Below are 20,909 nucleotides of genomic sequence, written 5' to 3'. Positions count from 1 at the left end.
TATGATATAGACATATGGGAAGAGATAGGAAAGCGTTTAAACAAAAAAATAGAATGGACTCAAATTGCATTAGATGGAGCTTTTGGTTTATTAGATACAGATAAAGTAGACAGTGTAACTCAGCAAATAAGCATAACAAAGGCTAGAATGGAAAAATATTATTTTTCTTAACCATACTTTTTAAGTCCGTATAAATTATATGTACCTGGAACAAATAATTCTATCAATAAATTTGAAGATATGTACGGTAAAAAACTAGCTTTAGCATTAGGAAGTGCTGCTCATGAATATATAAAAAAATTAGACCCTGAAGGAAAAATAGAAATAGTTTCTTTTAGGTCTGATAGTCTTGCTACTTTACCAAATAATGTTGCTAACGGAAAAGCAGATGCTTCTATACAATCAGTTGTTACATTTGATGACAGAGTAAAAAAGACAGGACTTGATTTAAAATTAACCGGTGATGTTGTATATACAGAAGTGAACGCTTTTCCATTTAGAAAAGATGAAAAAGGAAAACAGTTATGCGATGAAGTTAGTAAAGTTATAGTAGAAATGAGAGAAGATTGTACACTAGAAAAACTAGCCGTTAAATGGTTTGGATACAACCCTATGGAAGGTTTAGATTTCCAAACCGAATTAGATAAATTATTATCAACTTTCTAAGAATAATAAATTGATTTCAGGTTATATGCTAAAACTTAATTATACAATTTTTTAAATATTTTATAAAAAAGGAGAAAAAAATGAAAAAATTATTAAGTTCATTAATTATCATTTGCATGGTTATAGTTTCATGTTCAAACAATAATCATGCTGCATCTGAAAGCGAAACTGCTGTAATTAGAGTTGCAACTCCAGGTATGCATCCATTATTCAGTAGAGCAAATGCTGAAGGAAAATTAGAAGGATATGATATCGATGTTTGGGAAGAAATAGGAAGGCGTTTAGGTAAAAAAATAGAATGGACTCAAGTTGCTATGGAAGGAGCTTTTGGTTCTTTAGAATCTGGAAAAGTTGATACTGTTACTCAGCAAATTAGTATTACCCCTGTAAGATTAGAAAAATATATATTTTCTGAACCATATTTTTTAAGTCCATATAGGTTTTATGTAGCAGGTACTAATGATTCTATAACAAAACTTGAAGATTTATTTGGTAAAAAATTAGGACTTCAAACAGGTACTTCTTCACATGAAAACATAAAAGCATTGGATCCAGAAGGTAAAATAGAAATAGTTTCATTCAGTCCTGATACTGTTGCTACAATACCTAATAATGTTGTTAATGGAAAAATATCTGCTTCTACTACTGCTGTTATAATATTTCCTAACTTACAAGAAAGCACAGGATTAGATATAAAAATGGTTGGAGATGTAATATTTACAGAAGTTAATGCTTTTCCATTTAGAAAAGATGAAGCTGGTCAGAAATTACGCGATGAAGTCAGCAAAGTTATAGTAGAAATGAGAGAAGATGGTACATTAGAAAAATTGGCTGTTAAATGGTTTGGATATAATCCTATGGAAGGTTTAGATGCTAACGAAGCTTTAGCTAAACTTATGGAACAATATGAACAGCAAGGTTTATTAAAAAATAATTAATTGATTTATATAATTATTTTTAGGCATTATAAAAATGGTTAAATTAAAAAAAATTTAACCATTTTGCCGTTTTTTGCTAATACTATATTAACTGTTATATGGATTTAGTTAAAGTTATTGAATACAAAATAATTAAGAGGTTAAATTAAATGGCAAATTTTAAGTTTGATTACTTTCTATCAGTTTTCCCTAAATTATTACAATATTTGCCTATAACTTGTCAAGTTGCTTTATTGGCTTTATTGTTTTCACTTATATTGGGATTAATAATAGCATTAATGCTTCAATATAGAGTTCCTGTATTGTATCAGATAGCAAATGTTTATGTATCTTTTTTTAGAGCTACTCCTTTTATTGCTCAGTTATTTTTATTTTACTATGGTTTTGCTCAATTTAGTAAATTAATAAGTAATATGTCAGCATTCAGTGCATTGGTAGTAGTTTTAAGTTTGAATTATGCTTCATTTATGTCGCAGGATATAAGAGCAGCTATAAATTCAGTAGATAAAGGTCAATTTGAAGCTGGACTTTCTATAGGAATGAGATCGCTTGATGTACTTAAAAGAATAGTAATACCTCAAGCTGCTAGAGTTGCAGTACCAGGACTTTCAAACAGCTTTATAAATATTTTTAAATCAACATCTATGGGATTTGTAATAGGATTAAAAGATATGATGGCTGGTGCAAGTATAGAAATAAGTGTTACATATAGATATATGGAAGCATATGCAGCAGCAGTTATTATATACTGGGCACTTATATCAATATTCACATATATACAAGGCATTTTAGAGAAGAAATTGAACAGAGCTTATTAAAAGGAGACTGCATAATGATTGAAGTAAAAGATCTTAAAAAGAGCTTTGGCACTTTGGATATATTAAAAGGAATAAGTTTTAAAATACAATACGGAGAAGTATTAACTTTAATAGGACCTTCAGGTACAGGAAAATCGACACTTCTTAGATGTATAAATTTCTTAGAAAAACCTAATAATGGTATAATAACTATAGGAGATTTGACACTTGATACACAAAAAGCAACTAGAAATGAAATATATGCTTTAAGAAAAAAAACTTCTATGGTATTTCAAAATTATAATCTATTTAAAAATAAAACTGCTTTAGAAAATATCATGGAACCTATGATTACAGTTCAGAAAATGGATGTGAAAAAAGCAAAAGAAGAGGCATTACATATTATAGAGACTGTAGGATTATTCAATAAAAAAGACGAATATCCGTCAAGACTTTCTGGCGGACAGCAGCAGAGAGTTGGTATAGGGAGAGCTATGGCTGTACATCCAGATGTTATTTTACTTGATGAACCTACTTCTTCTTTGGACCCTGAACTTGTAGGAGAAGTATTAAATGTAATTAAAGACCTTGCACAAAAACACACAACAATGCTCATAACAACACATGAGATGCAGTTTGCAAAAAATGTTTCAAATAAAGTAATATTCATGGCTGACGGATATATTGTTGAAGAAGGCAGTCCGCAGGATATATTCAATAATCCTCAAAACGAAAGATTAAAAACATTCTTAAGAAAAATAAATGAAAGATAATAGATATAATTAAAGTAAAAGAGGAGCTATATTTTAGCTCCTCTTTTTTATCATTAATACATTATTTTATTAAATGCAGAAACTCTTTTTCTTTTTTATTTACTTTTCCTACTATAGAAGCACAATCTATACCCTCTCTCCATAAATCTGCCAATATATTTTCAGCATTATTTTTATCAGCACAGATGAATAATCCTCCAGCTGTTTGTGGATCAAATGACAGCATTTTTAAATTATAATCAACATCATCATCAACTAATATATTATTTCCAACATAACGCATATTAGTAAATGCAGCACCTGGTATGCATCCCATATCTAAAACTTCATAAGATTTATTAAACATAGGCAAAGCAGAAGAATTAATTTCTATACTTACATTGCTTGCTAAAGCCATTTTATAAGCATGTCCCATAAGGCCGAAACCTGTTATATCTGTAGCACATTTAACATTATATTTATTCATAATAGCGCAAGCTTTTTTATTCAATGTTTTCATAGATTCAAAAACATCCTCTATATCACTATCTTTTAAAAGTCCCTGTCTCATAGCAGCCAAACAAGAACCTGTACCCAAAGGCTTAGTAAGTATTATAATGTCTCCTTCTTTAGCTGCAGAATTAGTTGTTATTTTATTAGGATTAGCAAAACCAATAACAGCCATTCCATATTTAACTGTAGCATCTGTTATAGTATGTCCTCCTACTACTAAAACACCAGCCTCTGTAGCTTTATCCTGACCGCCTTTTAATATATTGGCAAGTATGTTTAAAGAATCATCTTTAGGAAACATAGTAATATTCAAAGCTAATTTAGGTTCTCCTCCCATAGCATAAATATCACTTATAGAATTGCATGCTGCAATTTGCCCGAAACCATAAGGGTCTGCTATAACAGGAGGAAAATAATCAACAGTGAATATCAAAGCATTATCGTCTGATATCCTATAAACACCTGCATCATCACCTATATCAACATCTGACAATAAATTAGAATCAACTTTAGTCTGCATTATTGGAGCTAAAGTTTTTTCAAGTAAGTCAGGTGGTATTTTAGCAGAGCATCCGCCCTCTAAAGCACATGATAATAATTCAATTTGTTCTTCCTTATTATTTGTAATTTTGTCCATAAAAAACACCTATAATTTATTTTGTAATTTTTAAATAATATATTAATAAATAAAAAATTCAAATATTTTATAAAAAAATACCCTAACTACAGTTACATATAGTTAGGATACAAAATATACATTAAATAATAAAATTATTCAGCAACTACACTGATAGCTTTCTTTCCAAATTTGTTAGTATGAAATTTTACATAACCAGAAGCAGTGGCAAATATAGTATGATCACGGCCTATATCTACATTTCTTCCAGCATGGAATTTAGTACCGCGTTGTCTTACTATGATATTACCAGCTATAACTTTTTGTCCGCCGTAAACTTTAACACCTAAACGTTTTGATTGACTATCGCGTCCATTCTTAGAACTTCCGCCGCCTTTTTTATGTGCCATTTTTATACTCCTCTTTATATTTTATAAAATCAGGATACTCTTTTATCAAAGATTTTATACCTATTAAATATCCATTACTAACTATTTTATATTCTTCTTTTTTTATGTTTTCAAGTTTATCAATATTAATAAGCTCAAAATTTAAAAAACCATCTTTTATATTGCAACTTAAAAACTTTTTACCTACTATACTAACTAATGCTTTATACATAGCTTGTGATAAAGCACTTAAAGCTATGCAAACTTCATACCCTTCACCAGATTTTTTTATCCCAGCATGTCCGCTAATTGTAATACCCTCTATAATATCTTCACTATTATAGATTATATTTACAAATGAAGACATTAAAGAGAAATATCTTCTATAGTGATTTTATGGTATTTATGTCTATGTCCTGTTTTTCTTCTATAGTCTTTTCTTCTTTTATGTTTTCCTATTACAACTTTATCGCCTTTCATCATTTCTACTATTTTAGAACTAACTTTAACTCCTGCAACATAAGGTGTTCCAACCATAACACTTTCATCATCTTTTTTAAGAAGAAGTGTTTTTATTTCTGGAGCTTCTTTTGCATCATCGCCCAAATATTCTACTAAAATATCTTGACCTTTTTCTACCTTATATTGTTTGCCTTTTACTTCTACTATTGCATACATGGTTGTTTATCTCCAATTTATATATATGTTTTTATATTTTATACTACACTATGAGTAATTAATACTACTATATTTAAACATTTTTGTCAAGTAAAAAAATAAAAAACTCTTATCTTAGTCATTAATAAATTCTTATATTTAAGAATAGATTTTTATATAAAAATATAATATAATATAATATTAGCAAATAATTGAGGCTAATATGAAGAAAAAATTATTAGAAGAAATTGAGAAACTTCACAAAAATAATAACCATGAAAAAATTATACAAATTATATATTCTATGAATGAAAATGAGAGAGATCATCATATTATATCATTGCTTGCAAGAGCATTAAATAATATTCAAAATTATGATGAAGCATTGAATAATTTAATGTATATAAGAGAAGAAGCTATTGACGATCCTTTATGGTTTTTAGAACAGGGTATGCCTACTACTATAATGGAAATAAAGAAACAGCCAAATCATATTTAAAAAAAACTTTGGAATTATTAGAAAAACAAAATATTGAAAATAATGAATTGTTTGAAGATACTGACAGATTATACAAATTATGTTTTGAGGATGAAGATAATAATATTCCATTTACAGAAAGAGTTGATATGTTTTGGAAATGGTTTGATGAGAATGAAAATGAAATAACTAGAATGCTTGAAAATCAAGATGATGAATTAATAAATTTTGTACATAATGGTATAAAAATAATATCTGATAAAATATCTTTTAATATTAACAAAAATTATGAATTTATATTTACTATTGATGGAAAAAATTATTTATTTTATTTGATACCAAGAATAATATTTGCAATGCCTGAAAAATTTTATGAAAAATGGACTTTTATGCCATGCATTCCGAGCTCTAATGGCAATGATTTTTCTATTCAAATAAATAACAGCAGTATAAATATAAGTGAGATTCTAATAAAAATAGAATTTGATGAAGAAAATGATAAATTTGACTTAATATTTTATAATGATGAGCTTAGCAGTTTGGATACAGAAGAAGCATACAATATATTTTTATTAATGATGGAGAATTCTATAGGTGAAGGCTTATCAAAAGTATATATAAGATATGTTGATATCAGTGATAGAAAATTAAAAAACATGATACCGCTTACAGAGTTAGAAAAATACATAAATAAAACATTAATTTTTTATAGAAAAGAATTAGTAACAGAACCAATAGCTCAATATTTTTCATATACATTTGAACCAAAAGACATAGAACTTCCAAGATATGATATAATAACAGGAACTACATCATACTATGAAACTATTAACGATTACTATAATGGAGTTATAGACGATATAGTTGCTATATCTCAATCTGGTGCTAGAACTGTATTTTTAACTTATGGCTATGAAGATAATGATGATAATGAAATAAAAAGAGAAATACTTAATGAAAGATACGAAATACAATATAGATTAGAAAAAGAGGTACTTGGAGAAAAAGAAAGCGGAGAATGTATAGGTATTGTACTTGGCGGAGCTATGGGAATATACAATATTTATATAGATTTAATAATATATAATGAAAAAGAGTTTATAAAAAGAGCTAAAGTTTTACTTGCTGAATATGATAGAAACTTCTATATATCAAAACTAAGAAAATACGCTGAAGTGAGAAACATATTTGAGTATTATATAGATGAAAATAATTAATTCGATATAGAACTAGCCATTCTTTCATCAAATTTCTTTTTTATTCTATCAAATTTATCTCTGTTTCTGTTAATTTTAGTATTCATTTTACTTATAGCTCTCTGATTAGCCATATATAAACTTAAAGATCTTCTAGCATAAGATATCATTTCATGCTTTTTGTCTTCATTCAAATTAATAAGTTTAATTATTGTATTATAATATCCTTCATTAGCAGCAAGCATTCTGTACTGCTTCATTTCCATACTATTAATAGCTTTTTCACTATCTTCTAAATTAACAAATGATACAAAATTATTACCGTCATCATAAGAAACATTTTCCAAAGCTGTTAATAAATTTTCAACAGTATATATATAATCCTGACGTGAATTTTCTTCTCCCTTATTAAGAAATACTACAGGGTCACTATCTGAATTTTGTTTTACAATTTTAGATTTATCATCTATTGTGTTAATATATGCTTCTTTAGGATTTAGAACAGATTCTCCATTATCGGTAAATACATCTACATTACCTTCAGAAAGGACAACTATTGTAGAACCATCTTCTGCAAATGCCACCTCAAATTGAGTACCTTTAACTACAGATGAAGTATTTGCTGTATGTACTTCTACTGATGAACCTAAATCTTTTATAATATTAACCTTAATATATCCTTCAAGTAAAGATAAAGAAATTCTAGTATCATCTTTATATATAGGAGGATTAACCAATAATACAGTATTTTGAGGAACTGTAATATCTCCTATTTTCTCACCCCTTCTATTAAGACTAATCTCTACCTGACTATTACTTGTTGTTCTTAATCTATATTCTTTATGTATTTCACTTCCTCTAAAAGCTTTTAAGGATCTATTTATATCTGTTTTTTCTATGAAAGCTAATCCTGATATACCAGTAATCTTGAAAGATATATCTTGGGCAAATAAACTGCTAAATGATAAAGCAAGTATTATTAGTAAAAATGATATTCTATTTACCATAAAATACCTCCTTTGATAAATCATATAAATCTATCTATATTAATTTTATATAGAGCAAATAAAAAAGTCAATACTTTTAAATTTATATGTAAATATCTATATTCGGTAAATAAGGATAAGAAAATAAAAGATTTAAATTAAAATCATTTAATTTTAACACAATATCATCTTCTTTACTGTCATTCATATCATAACATAAACTTACAATATAAGAATCATCAAGTATAAACGAAGAAAAAAAGAAATTATTTGATTTTCTTATAACACGTTCTATTAAATCAATTTCTATAGAATTCTTTATATCAAATATTGTTTTACCAAGCATTTTTACATACGCTTCTTTAAGAGTCCATATAGTAAAAAAATCTATTTCCAACTTTAAAGAACTTTCTAAATATTTATATTCGCTTTCATAAAAATATTCTTTAGCAATGGATAAATAATCTCTATCTATTATCTTTTCTGCATCTATTCCAACATCAGCTTCATCGCTCATAATAACAGCAAATAAATCAGAAGAATGAGTACCGTTAAAATACAAATTATTATGATTTTTAAAATAAGGCTTACCTTTTTCCCTATCTATAATTAAATCACTTTTACCGTAACGGTTTTCGGCCATATTAAGAATCATATCTTCTAATATTTTTCTAGCTAATGCTCTATCATTATTTTCATCAAAAGTATATTCTAAATGCATCATAAATTATTTTTTGGCAATATTAAGTATCTTAGCTTTAAGTTCATTCTCTATATTTTTTAATTCAGCCTCAGCAGCTCTTCTCTTTTCTCTTCCTTCAGTTTGAATTCTAATAACTTCATCTAAAGTAGAAATAAGCTGTTCATTAGTATATTTTAATGTTTCAATATCTACAATTCCTCTCTCAGACTCTCTAGCTGTCTCTATAGTAGAAGTTTTAAGCATATCAGCATTCTTTCTTAATAACTCATTTGTAGTATCAGTAACAGCTCTTTGTGCTTTTGCTGCCTCAGTAGAATGATGAAGACCTATAGCAAGCACCATTTGATTTTTCCAAAGCGGTATTGTATTTGCTATAGTGGACTGTATCTTCTCTGTCATTATAACATTATTATTTTGAACCAAACGTATTTGAGGTATAGTCTGTACAGATATAGTTCTTGTAAGCTCCAAATCATGTATTCTTTTTTCAAATCTATTGGCTAAATCTTTTAAATCTTTTGCTAATTGTACATCCTGAGCAGAATTACTTGTCATAGCTTTAGCTTCTAATGCAGGTATTTCATTAGACATTAAAGCATTAAGTTTTTGCTTTCCTGCTTCTATATATATTTCTAATTCTTTTAAATATTCTAAATTATAATTATACATTTGATCTAATATACTAATATCTTTAAGCAAATTTCTCTGATGTCCTTCCAAAACCTTAACTATATTATCAATATTAGCTTCTACATTTGTATATTTAGTTTTTAATTTTGATATATTATTTCCTGCTTTTTTGAATAAACCAAATAATCCTTTTCCTTTAGTTTCATTCTCTATATTAAAACCTTTAAGCTCAGTTACTACATTAGTAATAGCTTCTCCAACCTCTCCTAAATCTTTATTCATAACATTACTTAAAGTATTTTCAGAAAATTGAATCATTTTATTCTGTGCTGCTGCCCCATAAGACATTACAGAAACAGAATCTTTTAAATCTATAGAGTTTGATAATTCATTTATTTTATTCAAATCTTCTTGTGAAAATTTTTCAGACACGGCATTTTGCAATGATACGCTTAAATTCTGAGGCTGTGCATTAGACATTATCTGCTGATTATAACTTTGTTCTACAATCTCAGGTGTTACTTGATTAGTATTACTATTTCCTAAATTATTATTCTCCATAAAAATTCCTCCTATTTTTTTATTATAATCCATCTTTTTCAAGCATATTTTTCAATACATCTATATCGCTGTTTATATCTATTAATTTATTTTGAGTCATCTCAACAAGCATATTTTCTAAAGCTTTATTAAGTTTTATTATAACATCCTCTATTTCCAAAGCTGTTTTTTCCATATTTTCATTCTTTACTGGAAAATTACAAAAATCTAAATAAGAATTTAGCATCTTTATTGCTGTAGGAAGATGATATTCATTAATCTTTTCAAGTTTTTTCTCACCTTCTTTATTAACTTTAGAATAACTAACCATTTCTTTTAATACTTTTATCATGTCTTTTAAAGCAGGAGTCAATTCTGCATCATCTATCTTTTGTGAAAAATCTGATATTTTTTCTATATATTTTTCAGTTTCTAATATTACTAAACTATATTTGTTAGAATAAGTTTCAGATTTTTGAGTATTAGAATTAATTGAAGAATAATCATCTTCTCTTGGAAAATTCCTTTGAACATTCATTCTGAGTCTTTCAAAAATAAAATCATCTTCATCTTTTAACATTCATAAACACCCTTCATTTTTTATGTATAATATTATAAATAAATTATCATATTATTGCAATATATTTTATACATATAACAACAATATAATTACACTTTTTAATTTATTATGATATAATAAAAAATGCAAAATATAAAAAATATTTTTTAGGGAGGACAAAAAATGAATGAAGACATTTTATTTTCAAGAAGAAGTATTAGAAAGTATATTAAAGGCAAAGAGGTTGAAGATGAAAAGGTTGAATATATTTTAAAAGCTGCAATGTATGCCCCTTCTGCCAATAATAAAAGAAATTGGGAATTTATAGTAGTAAAAAATAGAGATACATTAAATAAAATAATGGATGTTCACCCTTACGCTAAAATGCTTGAAACTGCATCTATGGCTGTAGTAGTATGCGGAGATTTATCCGATGAATCCGGAAAACTATATTGGCAGCAAAATTGTTCTGCAGCTTTAGAAAATATGATGCTTGCCGCAAAAGCTAAAGATTTAGGTACTGTATGGCTTGGTGTTGCTCCGCGTGAAGAGAGAATGAATGCTATTATAAAATTATTTAATTTGCCTGATAATATTAAACCTTTGGGAATAGTTGCTGTAGGATATCCGGATGGAGAAGTTACCACACCAGAAAGATTCGAACCAAACAAAATACATTATGAAAAGTTTTAAATATAAAATATTATGATAAAAATAAAAACATCTATTAAATTTATATTAATAGGAGTTTATTAATGAAAAAAATAATTATTATAGTATTTATGCTTTTGGCTGTATCTTATATAAATGAAAACTATGCTCAAAGCAGTTCTAAAAAGGTTAATATAAGTTTTGATTATACAAAAAGAGACGGATATTCAAGCAATCAAATAGCTGTATGGGCAGAAGATGATAAAGGAAAATATATAACAACTATATACATTACAGACTTTACAGGTAAAAGAGAAGGATGGACTTATAGAAAACAATCATTAAATAATTGGCAGAAAAAAGCTAATGTGGCAAATATGGATAAAAAACTTATAGATGCTGTATCAAAACCTACTCCAAAACAAGGAAAAGTAAATATAGTTTGGGATTGTAAAGATTCTAATGGAAAATTAATAAAAGATGGAACATATAAAATTGTTGTAGAAGCTACAATATATCAAGACAATAATGTATTATATACTTCAACTATAAACATAGGAAATAATGCAAATTCACAAAAAGCTACCGCAAAATATTCTAAAGCAGAAGCTAAAAGCATGGATATAATAAGAAATGTTAATGTTAGTTTTATGCCTTAATATTTTTTTGCAAATAAAAAGCCCTAATATTTTTTATTAGGGCTTAATTTTACTTATAAAAATATTATCTTAATGTTATTACATAATTCCATTGAGGAAGAGGATATCTTCCAGTTTTTCCAACTGACATACCATTAGCATCAGTAATTTCTGCTTCAGCATATAATAAATATCTTCCTTTTGGCAAATAATTTCCGTTAGCAGAAGTTCTTCCAGCAAAGTAGAACTGAGTTTGTGCCTGTCCATCCAATACATATATTTTTGGCAAATAGAATACTAAATCTCTGCTTAATATATTGTAATTGTTGTCTACTCTTCTTGCATAAACTCTTATTTTAGCAAATCTTCCTTCTACTGGAGATTTAACTGCTAATGTTATTAAAACAGGATTAGTTCTAGTTGCTACAAATCTATCATTATAATTTATAATAAATGAACTTATTCTAACACTTTGATTAGTATCGATACCATTAGTCATATCAATCATAATACCATCGTTAGGTGTAAGTGTATTAGAAGAAGTTACCAAAACTGTATTGTCTGTATTATAAGTATACGCAGAACTTTTACTATTATTTGGTGTAGAAACAGCAGGAGGTATATCTGGTATATCATTAGTATTAACTTCATACAATCCGCTGTCTGATAAATTGATAGAAGAATCATTACTGAATGACATTTCATCTTGTGTATTATCAGGAGTTATTGTATTGTTAGTTGCTAAAAAGTCTTTTTCCTCAGGTGTTATATTATCACCAAATATATCATCTGTAGTTAAAGGATCTTCTTCCACCATACTGTTAGTGTCAGTATTTCCAAAATCCAATAACGGTATATTTCTGCTTCCTAATATGCTTTTTGCAATAAAGAATCCTGCTACCAAAATAACAAGAATTATTACTATTATTATAATAGGTTTTAATTTTGCTTTCATTTCATTAGACATTATTTCCCCCCATAGAGTTAAATATATGTAACTTGTCGGATAAAATGAAAATAGTTTTATGAAAAAATATAGATTAGTCCCACAAAAAACTTTTTAGTTCTTTAGAAAGGCTCAAACCTTCCAATTTTTTTAATGCTTTTATTTGAATTTGTCTTACTCTTTCTCTTGTAATGTTCAATTCTTTACCTGTATCTTCTAAAGTTTTTGCTTCTTTACCATAAAGTCCGTATCTTGATATAATAACAGTTCTTTCTTTTTCATCTAAGCATTTTAAAGCTTCTGTCAAAGTTTCTCTTAAGCTATCCATAAATGCTTTCTGATGAGGAGATGGGAAATTTTTATCTTCTATAACGGAAGTCATATCATTATTATCAGAATTTTTAAAAAATGAATCTACACTTGTTGTATCTTGAGTGAATATCATAATATAGGAGAGCGTTTTTCTATCAATTTTCATTTCTTTGGCTATCTCATCTATACTTGGTTCTCTTCCCAACTGCTGAGTTAATAACTTGGAAGTTTGTATGCTCTTTTTTATCAATCTAGCTATATGCATTGGGAAGCGTATTATATGCCTCTTACTTGATATCTCTTTAACTATACTTTGCTTTATCCACCAAACACCATAAGTAGAAAATTTAAATCCTTTTTTATATTCAAATCTTTTAACTGCCTCTATAAGTCCAATATTACCCTCATCTATAATATCAATAAAAGGAACTCCGCTATTATAATATCTTTTTGCTATACTAATAACTAATCTTAAATTTGATTTAACAAGTTTATGTTGTATTGAATCTATTTCTTTTTCTATCTCTAATAATTCTTTTTGAGAATTTTCATCATTACAATCTGATAATAATGATTTTTTCTCTCTGCAAGCTTCAAGACGCTGCCATAAATCTAATTCTTCTTCTTTACTGAGCCTTCTTATTTCACCTATTTGCTTTAAATATACGCTAACAGGTCCTTTATACTCTTGATTAATGTCTTTTTTTAACAATTATACTGCCTTTATTACTAGAAAACATAAAACTTTATTATAGGATATAAGATTTTTATAAATTGTCAAGTAATATATTATTAATTTAATACCTATCTAAAAAATATTATAAAGGACAATCAATAACTGAAATATTCTTTATATTTTCTATATATTTTATAAAAATAGAAAAAATTATAGGGTCTATTTTTACTTTATTATCCAAGAAATTTTCATACATAAATGAAATAATTTTATTATCTATACTGCCTTTAATTTCATCTTTGGCAAAATCTCTATATAATACATCATAGGTATCAATAATTTCTAATACTTTAGCAGGAAAATATGATAAAGCAGACAAATTATCTATATCATTAGGATCATAAGTAAGTATATTTTCTATATTGTTATACTGTTTATTTGCCATCTGCTTATTATAAATATTGCTGAATATTCCATATCCATTTCCATAATATTCATGATGAAGTCCAACTGTAGTGTAAGTATATTCATTTTGAGCCATACAATACTTAAGCAAATTGAAACCTAAAATAGCATGCACATCTCCATCATTATTCTTCATAATAGGAAGATTAGGCAATATATCTACAAGGGCTATATCATGCCAAAATGCTGCTCTTGCATAATATTTTATCTCATTTTGCTCTATTTTTCTAAATCCTACTTTAGATATATCTTCAATCCTATCAGCTTTTGTCAATAAATGATATTTATTTCCAATTTCATAAAAAAATGTATAAAATTTCTTTTTATAATCCACTCTTAATTTTGATGCTATACCTCTTGATATTTCATCATTATAGAAATGCAGAAAATCAACCATCATAATAAATACTCGGTTACTATGACTTATTATATTATCATCCATAAAAGGAGTAAGATTATTAAAAATTAAAGGTTCTGCATATTCTTTATCTAATATTGAAACTATTGTACCTATTATATCAGCAAATATTAAATCATCTTTTTTAACATTTTGATAATTTTTTAAATCAGATATGTTATTTTGTTTTATATAGTTTAAATGATATATAAGGTTTAATCTTTCTATAATACCAATATCTGTTAATATACTTCCTATTAATTTAGCTAATTCTAAATCTATTTTAGGATAATTAGTATACATTTTTAATTTATTGAATGAATCTTTTAAATAATCTATTCTTTCCCTATGTCTTATAGATATTAAATCCTCAAAATGTTTATTATAATATTCTTTATCTAATTCAAACTGGCAATTCTTATATACACTGTAAAATATGTTTTTATCATGTATATCTGCATGCTGTTTATTTAAATCTATTGTTTCTTTTGAACCTATAATCGTAATCAATGATTTATCAACATAAATTTTACATTTTTTTATATAGTCACTTTCTATTAATGGAGAAAGAATTTTTTCTATTTCAGAAAAAGGTACAAAACTTAGTATACCATTTTCATTTATAATTATAATATCTAATTCTTTATCTACTATAATATTTATATATTTTTTTATCTGATTTAAATCAGCTTCTATATATTTTTTCAAATCTATTATCATTATAACATCCATAAAAAAATTATAGGCAATATATATTTTATATTATTTTTAATTAATTACTAGATTATTTTTATTTTTTTGAAAAATTATTTTATTGATATTTATGTAAAATTTTGTTATATTTTATATACAAATATAAAAATATATACTTTACATAATAATTTATGAATAAAAGATTTAAAATACCAATAATTTTTATATCATTTGCTTTTTTATATAAAGCTTTATTCTCCTATTATAATGAGGGAATAAATTATTTAACAATAGATAATTTACCTATGCAGTCTATAAATTTTATAAGGGATTATTTTGATACTCAGGATATAATTAGAATAGAAGAATTAAATGAATTTTATAGAGTATTTTTTAATAATGGTATAATCATACATTTTAATTCAAATGGATTATGGCAGGAAGTTGATGGAAACACCTCTCCTATACCTACAAGTTTCATTAATGAAAATGTTTTAAACACTGTAAGAAATACAAATCCAAATTCAAGCATTATAAAAATAAAAAAAAGATGGAATATGTATGTTATTAGTTTAGATAACCATATAAATGTTTTTATTGATTTTGCTGGAATGCTCATAGGTCAAAAGGTTCCAGATTAATCTAAGGGGTTTTATGAATAAAAAAATAATAATTTTGTTCTTATTTTTATCAGTTTCCATGCTTTATTCTGATGAAATGTATGTATCCCCAGACCAGCTTCCTGCACCAATATTGCAATTTATAAATTTACATTTTAAAGGTTCTCAAATTATGTATGCCGAAATGGACAGAAAAAGTTATGAGATTGCATTAGATAATGGAGTAGAAATGGAATTCTTTAGAAATGGAGAATTAAAAGAGATAGAAGGTAATTATATAGCACTACCATTAAATATACTTCCGCAGTCTGTAGCAAATACCGTTTCAAGAACTTATCCTAATAATGTAGTAACAAAAATAAAAAAGAAATGGAATCTTTATGAAGTAAAACTTAATAATATGATGGAACTTTATATAGATATTAATGGTCAGCTTTTAGGACAAAAATTTGATGATTAAATAATATTAGAAATACCGCAAAACTAATAAATATTTATAATTTTAATGTTTTTTATAAGTTATTTTTATGTATATCAACTATTAGTTTTGCAGCAAGTCTAATTATTTTTTAAGCAGCTCCTGCATTATCTTTACCATGACAATGTTTATATTTTTTACCGCTTCCGCAAGGACAAGGATCATTTCTTCCTATTTTTTGAGTCATTTTAACATTAGGCTGAGAAATTCTAGGTTTATTTTGTGCCTCCTGATTATTTGTGCTATTCATTGCACTTACACTGCTTTTTTCTTCCACTCCTCCATCAAAAGCACTCTCTCTATTAATGCTGTCAAATGAATTAGGCACTATTCTAACTCTCATTATTAAGTTTACAAGTTCATTATGTATAACATTCATAGTTGCCACAAACATTTTATAGCCTTCAAGTTTATACTCTGTAAGAGGGTTTTTCTCAGCATATCCTCTAAGTCCTATACCTTCTCTTAAACTATCCATAGCAAATAAATGATCCTTCCATCTATTATCTATTATAGAAAGGAATATATTTTTCTCTACTTCTCTGAATATTTTTTCATCTATTTCGGATGCTTTTTTTCTGTACGCTTCTAATAAAAGTTTTGTGAGGTTCTTTATTGTATTATCAACACCGCCCTCTACAGCTTTATTTGCTGCATCTTCATCTATACCTATTAAATAACTATTTAGCCATTTTGTAACTTCAAGAGCATCAACATTCTTTTTATTACTGCTTATATCTTTAATAGTTTCTTCTGTAACTTCAGATATGATCTCCTCTATTCTAGGCGATATATCTTCAGAATAAAGTATATAATCTCTTTCTCCGTAAACTGCCATACGCTGCTGATTCATAACATCATCATATTCAAGCAAATGTTTTCTTATGTCAAAGTTTCTTCCTTCTACTTTTCTTTGAGCATTTTCTATAGATTTATTAAGCCATTTATGCCCTAACTCTTCTTCCTCACCCATTCCCATAGCAAGCATCATTTTAGCTACTCTCTCGCCTCCAAAAAGACGCATTAAATCATCTTCAAGCGATAAGAAAAATACACTAAGTCCCGGATCTCCCTGTCTTCCGCTTCTTCCTCTAAGCTGATTATCAATACGTCTTGCCTCATGTCTTTCGCTTCCTATAACATGCAAACCGCCTGCAGCAAGTACTTTTTCTTTATCAGCTTTAGATTTTTCATTTATTTGAATTATTCTGTCAATTTTTTCTATCATTTCAGAAGCATTATTTTTTTCTGCAAGTTCCTTAGCCTCATCAATTTTTCCGGAAATAACAGTTCTGACAAAAGCCTCTTTATAAAGATCTATAGATTTTACTTTTTTGCTTAATTCTTCTTTTTTGTAAGGATCTCTCTCCTTAAATGCCTTATCCCTCATAAGTACAAGTATTTGCTCTATTTCAGCAACACCTTTAGCAACAGGGTTTCCTCCAAGTACAATATCTGTACCACGTCCTGCCATATTCGTAGCAAGAGTAACAGCTCCAGGTTCTCCTGCCTGTGCTATTATTGCCGCCTCTCTTGAATGGTTTTTGGCATTCAATACTTCATGATTGATTTTATGTCTTTTAAATACCTTTGAAAGTTCTTCGTTCATTTCCACTGATACTGTACCAACAAGAGCAGGTTTTCCGGCATCCTGAAGTTCTTTAATATATTTTGCCAAGGCCTCAAATTTAGCCTTTCTTGTTCTGTATATTCTGTCTGATAAATCCTGTCTTGCTATAGGTTTATTAGTAGGTATAACAGCAACATCTAATTTGTATATTTTATAAAACTCCTCAGCCTCTGTTTCAGCAGTACCAGTCATACCTGAAAGTTTAGGATACATTCTAAAATAGTTCTGGAATGTAATTGTGGCATAGGTTTGAGATTCATTTTGTATAGCAACTTTTTCTTTAGCTTCTATTGCTTGGTGAAGTCCGTCACTGTAGCGTCTTCCTTCAAGTACACGTCCTGTAAATTCATCTACTATTAATACTTCTCCGTCTGTAACCATATAATCAACATCTTTTTTGAACACTTTATGTGCTTTCAATGCCTGATTAACATGGTGAACTATAGTACTGCTTTGAGCACCATATAAGTTTTCTACATTAAGGAGTTTTTCTACCTTGTGTACACCTTCTTCTGTAAGATATACGTTTTTATCTTTTTCATCAAGTACATAATCACCAGTACCAGCAACTTCACGCATTCTTTCATCAACTTCAGCCTGTTTAAGCATAGGTATGATTCTGTCAATTTCATAGTACATTTTTATATTTTTTTCTGCTGGTCCTGATATAATAAGAGGAGTTCTAGCTTCGTCTATCAAAATACTGTCTACCTCATCGACTATAGCAAAATAGAATTTTCTCTGAACTTTATCCTCTTTTCTAGTTACCATATTATCTCTTAAGTAGTCGAATCCGAACTCATTATTAGTACCGTAAACAACATCGCAGTTATAAACAGCTCTTCTTTCTGGAGAATGAGGTCTAGTATTATCAAGTATTCCTACACTTATACCAAGCATAGAGTATATAGGAGTCATCCATTCAGCGTCCCTTTTAGCAAGGTAATCGTTTACTGTTACAACATGAACCCCTAAACCTGTTAAAGCATTAAGATAAACTGCAAGTGTAGCAACAAGAGTTTTACCTTCACCAGTTTTCATCTCGGCTATTCTTCCCTGATGAAGTACAGCTCCTCCCATTACCTGAACATCAAAGTGTCTCATACCTGTAGTTCTTATACTAGCTTCGCGTACAACAGCAAATGCTTCTGGAAGTATTGCATCCAATATCTCCTGAAGCTTCTTCTTATTTTCTTCTTTACTTAAATCCAAATCTTCTGTTTTACAGCCTATATGCTTTTCTACTCTTTCTCTGAATTCTTTTGTCTTATTAGTTAATTCTTCATTGCTTAATTTTGTTATCTCTTCTTCAAATGATAATGTTTTCTCTGCTATAGGTTTTAATATTTTAGCGTCATTTTGTTCTTTAGAGCCGAATATTAATTTAAATACTAAGTCCATTGCACTCATTATTCATAAACTCCTTAAAATCATAAAGTAAAATAGAATAATTTTTCTAAAAATTCATTAAAATAAAAATATTGTATATTAAAACTTAATAATAACATAAAATGTAAATATAATAAAGTAGCATATAATCTTTTTTATAAAATCATAAAATACTATATAATAAAACAATAAAATATTATATATATTATTTTATTGAATTCATATTATTTTTTTATATATCATATTCACGGAGTTATTAAATAAAAAAGATAAAGAAAAATCCATTAATCTATTTAACAGATGATAATATACTTGTAATTGAAAACATATTTAATGTATACAAAATATGTTTTCAATTACAAAAATAAAAAAATAATACAATTATTTATATTGATTTATTAAGAATATAATATATATTAAATAATCATAATTGTTTTAGGGTTATTATATGCAATGATAATTTTCTTTTTCTAATTTTTTAAAATTTAATTCTAATTTTTTATTCTAAATACTTATTTTAAGAGGACAACAATGCTTCATGTTTTATTAGTTATAATAGGTTCTGTAGCCTATGGTTTTTTACCTATTTTTGTTAAAAATATTATACCATATAATTATTCTTCATTATCTATAGTTTTTTATAGATATTTAATAACAGCATTTTTTTTATTTTTCATAATACTGATAACAAAAAGAAGCTTTAAAATAACAAAAAGACAATTTATAGAATTATTAATATTTAGTATCATAGGACTTGGACTTACATTTTTCTTTTTATCACAGGCATTATTGTATATATCAGCAGGACTTACAAATATGATACATTTCGGATATCCTGTAGTTGTTTTACTTATAATGATATTTATGTATAAAGAAAAAATTAATATATTAAAAGTACTTTCAATGATTTTTGCTATTGCAGGTATAGTTTTACTTACTCAAATAGTTGAAGTAGGATCATTTTTAGGTGTAATATATGCTTTAATAACAACAATCACTTATGGTGTATATATTGTTGCTAATAAAAAGTGCAGTTTTTCTAATTTAGATACTTTAGTTTCACTTTTTTATATGTCATTAATGGTTTCTGTAATATTTTTTATAGCTGGAATATTCACTAACAGTTTGCAGCCTTTAAATAATCTTTATGTTTTTTACAATTTTGCTTTAATATCTATAATATGTACAATATTTTCACTTGGACTATTACTTTATGGTGTAAAAAAATTAGGTTCTTCACTTGCCTCCATACTTAATATGTTTGAACCAACTACTACAGTTATAGCATCTATATTTATATATAATGAACCATTGACTATAAATATTGCTATTGGATCTGTTTTGATAATATTATCTACTATAGTTATGGTTATAGGAAGTAAAAAAGCTTAATTTATTTTATATTATTGGAAAATATTAATTAATGCCGTATTTGTTTATTGATTAATTAGATTATATAAATATATTAAATATAAAAATTTTGTGTAATTAAATAACAAAAATACATATATTCTATTGACAATTTTATTTTAAATGTTAGAATATACAAACACTTTATAAATATGTTATAATTTCCCAAATACTTAAGGAGAAA

24 protein-coding genes are annotated in these 20,909 nt (G+C 27.0%); 12 read left to right on the top strand and 12 right to left on the bottom strand.

What is annotated here, in order from left to right; all coding sequences use genetic code 11:
- Window positions 1–6 precede the first annotated feature (6 nt).
- The 5 genes from T324_RS18955 to T324_RS0105035 all read left to right on the top strand — a co-directional run bounded on the left by T324_RS18955 (window position 7) and on the right by T324_RS0105035 (window position 3,174).
- The gene (locus T324_RS18955; RefSeq protein WP_425387422.1) at window positions 7–171 is read left to right on the top strand and encodes a transporter substrate-binding domain-containing protein; all 165 of its coding nucleotides are present in this window, start codon (window positions 7–9) and stop codon (window positions 169–171) included.
- 69 nt (window positions 172–240) lie between these two features.
- Complete coding sequence (locus T324_RS18950) at window positions 241–666, top strand: transporter substrate-binding domain-containing protein (RefSeq protein WP_051436792.1); 426 nt, start codon at window positions 241–243, stop codon at window positions 664–666.
- Between the two features lie 80 nt (window positions 667–746).
- Window positions 747–1,604, top strand: coding sequence for a transporter substrate-binding domain-containing protein (locus T324_RS16800; RefSeq protein WP_051436791.1), 858 nt, complete (start codon window positions 747–749; stop codon window positions 1,602–1,604).
- Between the two features lie 149 nt (window positions 1,605–1,753).
- A complete protein-coding gene (locus tag T324_RS0105040) occupies window positions 1,754–2,422 on the top strand; it encodes an amino acid ABC transporter permease (RefSeq protein WP_028329236.1) in 669 nt (222 codons plus the stop codon).
- A gap of 14 nt (window positions 2,423–2,436) precedes the next feature.
- Window positions 2,437–3,174, top strand: a complete 738-nt coding sequence (locus tag T324_RS0105035; protein ID WP_028329235.1) for an amino acid ABC transporter ATP-binding protein — start codon at window positions 2,437–2,439, stop codon at window positions 3,172–3,174.
- Window positions 3,175–3,235: 61 nt separating this feature from the next.
- Here the strand turns inward: T324_RS0105035 and selD are convergent, their stop codons facing one another.
- The 4 genes from selD to rplU form a co-directional block, all read right to left on the bottom strand.
- Window positions 3,236–4,303, bottom strand: a complete 1,068-nt coding sequence (selD, locus tag T324_RS0105030) for a selenide, water dikinase SelD (protein ID WP_028329234.1) — start codon at window positions 4,301–4,303, stop codon at window positions 3,236–3,238.
- A 134-nt stretch (window positions 4,304–4,437) separates the two neighbouring features.
- Window positions 4,438–4,692, bottom strand: coding sequence for a 50S ribosomal protein L27 (gene rpmA / locus T324_RS0105025; protein ID WP_028329233.1), 255 nt, complete (start codon window positions 4,690–4,692; stop codon window positions 4,438–4,440).
- Window positions 4,682–5,038, bottom strand: coding sequence for a ribosomal-processing cysteine protease Prp (locus T324_RS0105020; protein ID WP_028329232.1), 357 nt, complete (start codon window positions 5,036–5,038; stop codon window positions 4,682–4,684). The genes rpmA and T324_RS0105020 overlap by 11 nt, the downstream gene beginning before the upstream one ends.
- On the bottom strand, window positions 5,038–5,349 hold the full coding sequence (gene rplU / locus T324_RS0105015) for a 50S ribosomal protein L21 (protein WP_028329231.1): 312 nt from the start codon (window positions 5,347–5,349) through the stop codon (window positions 5,038–5,040). The genes T324_RS0105020 and rplU overlap by 1 nt, the downstream gene beginning before the upstream one ends.
- A 202-nt stretch (window positions 5,350–5,551) precedes the next feature.
- On the opposite strand from rplU, the gene T324_RS18435 reads away from it, so the two are divergent.
- Together T324_RS18435 and T324_RS16795 are read left to right on the top strand one after the other, a co-directional pair.
- A complete protein-coding gene (locus tag T324_RS18435) occupies window positions 5,552–5,827 on the top strand; it encodes a hypothetical protein (protein ID WP_245580640.1) in 276 nt (91 codons plus the stop codon).
- On the top strand, window positions 5,761–7,023 hold the full coding sequence (locus T324_RS16795) for a hypothetical protein (RefSeq protein WP_245580639.1): 1,263 nt from the start codon (window positions 5,761–5,763) through the stop codon (window positions 7,021–7,023). Before T324_RS18435 ends, T324_RS16795 begins: the two co-directional genes overlap by 67 nt.
- Here the strand turns inward: T324_RS16795 and T324_RS0105005 are convergent.
- From T324_RS0105005 to T324_RS0104990, 4 genes are all read right to left on the bottom strand, one after another.
- Window positions 7,020–8,009 carry a FecR domain-containing protein gene (locus T324_RS0105005; RefSeq protein WP_028329230.1) on the bottom strand — a complete coding sequence of 330 codons (990 nt, stop codon included), beginning with the start codon at window positions 8,007–8,009 and terminating at the stop codon, window positions 7,020–7,022. The genes T324_RS16795 and T324_RS0105005 overlap by 4 nt on opposite strands.
- Before the next feature lie 82 nt (window positions 8,010–8,091).
- Complete coding sequence (locus T324_RS0105000; protein ID WP_028329229.1) at window positions 8,092–8,712, bottom strand: 4'-phosphopantetheinyl transferase family protein; 621 nt, start codon at window positions 8,710–8,712, stop codon at window positions 8,092–8,094.
- A gap of 3 nt (window positions 8,713–8,715) precedes the next feature.
- A complete protein-coding gene (locus tag T324_RS0104995; protein WP_084548627.1) occupies window positions 8,716–9,882 on the bottom strand; it encodes a toxic anion resistance protein in 1,167 nt (388 codons plus the stop codon).
- A gap of 22 nt (window positions 9,883–9,904) precedes the next feature.
- Entirely contained in the window at window positions 9,905–10,441 is a 537-nt protein-coding gene (locus tag T324_RS0104990; RefSeq protein WP_028329227.1) for a 5-bromo-4-chloroindolyl phosphate hydrolysis family protein, read from the bottom strand.
- Window positions 10,442–10,603: 162 nt separating this feature from the next.
- Here T324_RS0104990 and T324_RS0104985 point away from each other — a divergent pair, with 162 nt between their 5' ends.
- Window positions 10,604–11,113: a nitroreductase family protein gene (locus T324_RS0104985; RefSeq protein WP_028329226.1), complete on the top strand. Its 510-nt coding sequence runs from the start codon at window positions 10,604–10,606 to the stop codon at window positions 11,111–11,113.
- A 62-nt stretch (window positions 11,114–11,175) separates the two neighbouring features.
- The gene (locus tag T324_RS0104980; RefSeq protein ID WP_028329225.1) at window positions 11,176–11,730 is read left to right on the top strand and encodes a DUF2271 domain-containing protein; all 555 of its coding nucleotides are present in this window, start codon (window positions 11,176–11,178) and stop codon (window positions 11,728–11,730) included.
- 64 nt (window positions 11,731–11,794) lie between these two features.
- On the opposite strand, the gene T324_RS0104975 is transcribed toward T324_RS0104980, so the two are convergent.
- From T324_RS0104975 to T324_RS0104965, 3 genes are all read right to left on the bottom strand, one after another.
- Window positions 11,795–12,676, bottom strand: a complete 882-nt coding sequence (locus T324_RS0104975; protein ID WP_028329224.1) for a hypothetical protein — start codon at window positions 12,674–12,676, stop codon at window positions 11,795–11,797.
- Window positions 12,677–12,749: 73 nt separating this feature from the next.
- Window positions 12,750–13,679, bottom strand: coding sequence for a sigma-70 family RNA polymerase sigma factor (locus T324_RS0104970; RefSeq protein WP_028329223.1), 930 nt, complete (start codon window positions 13,677–13,679; stop codon window positions 12,750–12,752).
- 106 nt (window positions 13,680–13,785) lie between these two features.
- Window positions 13,786–15,225, bottom strand: coding sequence for a hypothetical protein (locus T324_RS0104965; RefSeq protein ID WP_028329222.1), 1,440 nt, complete (start codon window positions 15,223–15,225; stop codon window positions 13,786–13,788).
- A 164-nt stretch (window positions 15,226–15,389) separates the two neighbouring features.
- On the opposite strand from T324_RS0104965, the gene T324_RS0104960 reads away from it, so the two are divergent.
- Together T324_RS0104960 and T324_RS0104955 are read left to right on the top strand one after the other, a co-directional pair.
- Window positions 15,390–15,839, top strand: a complete 450-nt coding sequence (locus T324_RS0104960; protein WP_028329221.1) for a PepSY-like domain-containing protein — start codon at window positions 15,390–15,392, stop codon at window positions 15,837–15,839.
- Window positions 15,840–15,852: 13 nt separating this feature from the next.
- Entirely contained in the window at window positions 15,853–16,278 is a 426-nt protein-coding gene (locus tag T324_RS0104955) for a PepSY-like domain-containing protein (RefSeq protein WP_028329220.1), read from the top strand.
- A gap of 109 nt (window positions 16,279–16,387) precedes the next feature.
- Here T324_RS0104955 and secA read toward each other — a convergent pair whose 3' ends face one another.
- Complete coding sequence (gene secA / locus T324_RS0104950) at window positions 16,388–19,336, bottom strand: preprotein translocase subunit SecA (RefSeq protein WP_028329219.1); 2,949 nt, start codon at window positions 19,334–19,336, stop codon at window positions 16,388–16,390.
- Between the two features lie 510 nt (window positions 19,337–19,846).
- Between secA and T324_RS0104945 the strand changes: the two genes are divergently transcribed.
- Window positions 19,847–20,707, top strand: coding sequence for a DMT family transporter (locus T324_RS0104945; RefSeq protein WP_028329218.1), 861 nt, complete (start codon window positions 19,847–19,849; stop codon window positions 20,705–20,707).
- Window positions 20,708–20,909: the final 202 nt, after the last annotated feature.

Source organism: Brachyspira alvinipulli ATCC 51933 (assembly GCF_000518245.1).
GTDB classification, from domain to species: Bacteria; Spirochaetota; Brachyspiria; order Brachyspirales; family Brachyspiraceae; genus Brachyspira; species Brachyspira alvinipulli.
Note: the sequence above shows the minus strand (reverse complement) of the source record. Positions and strands in the feature narration are given on the sequence as shown.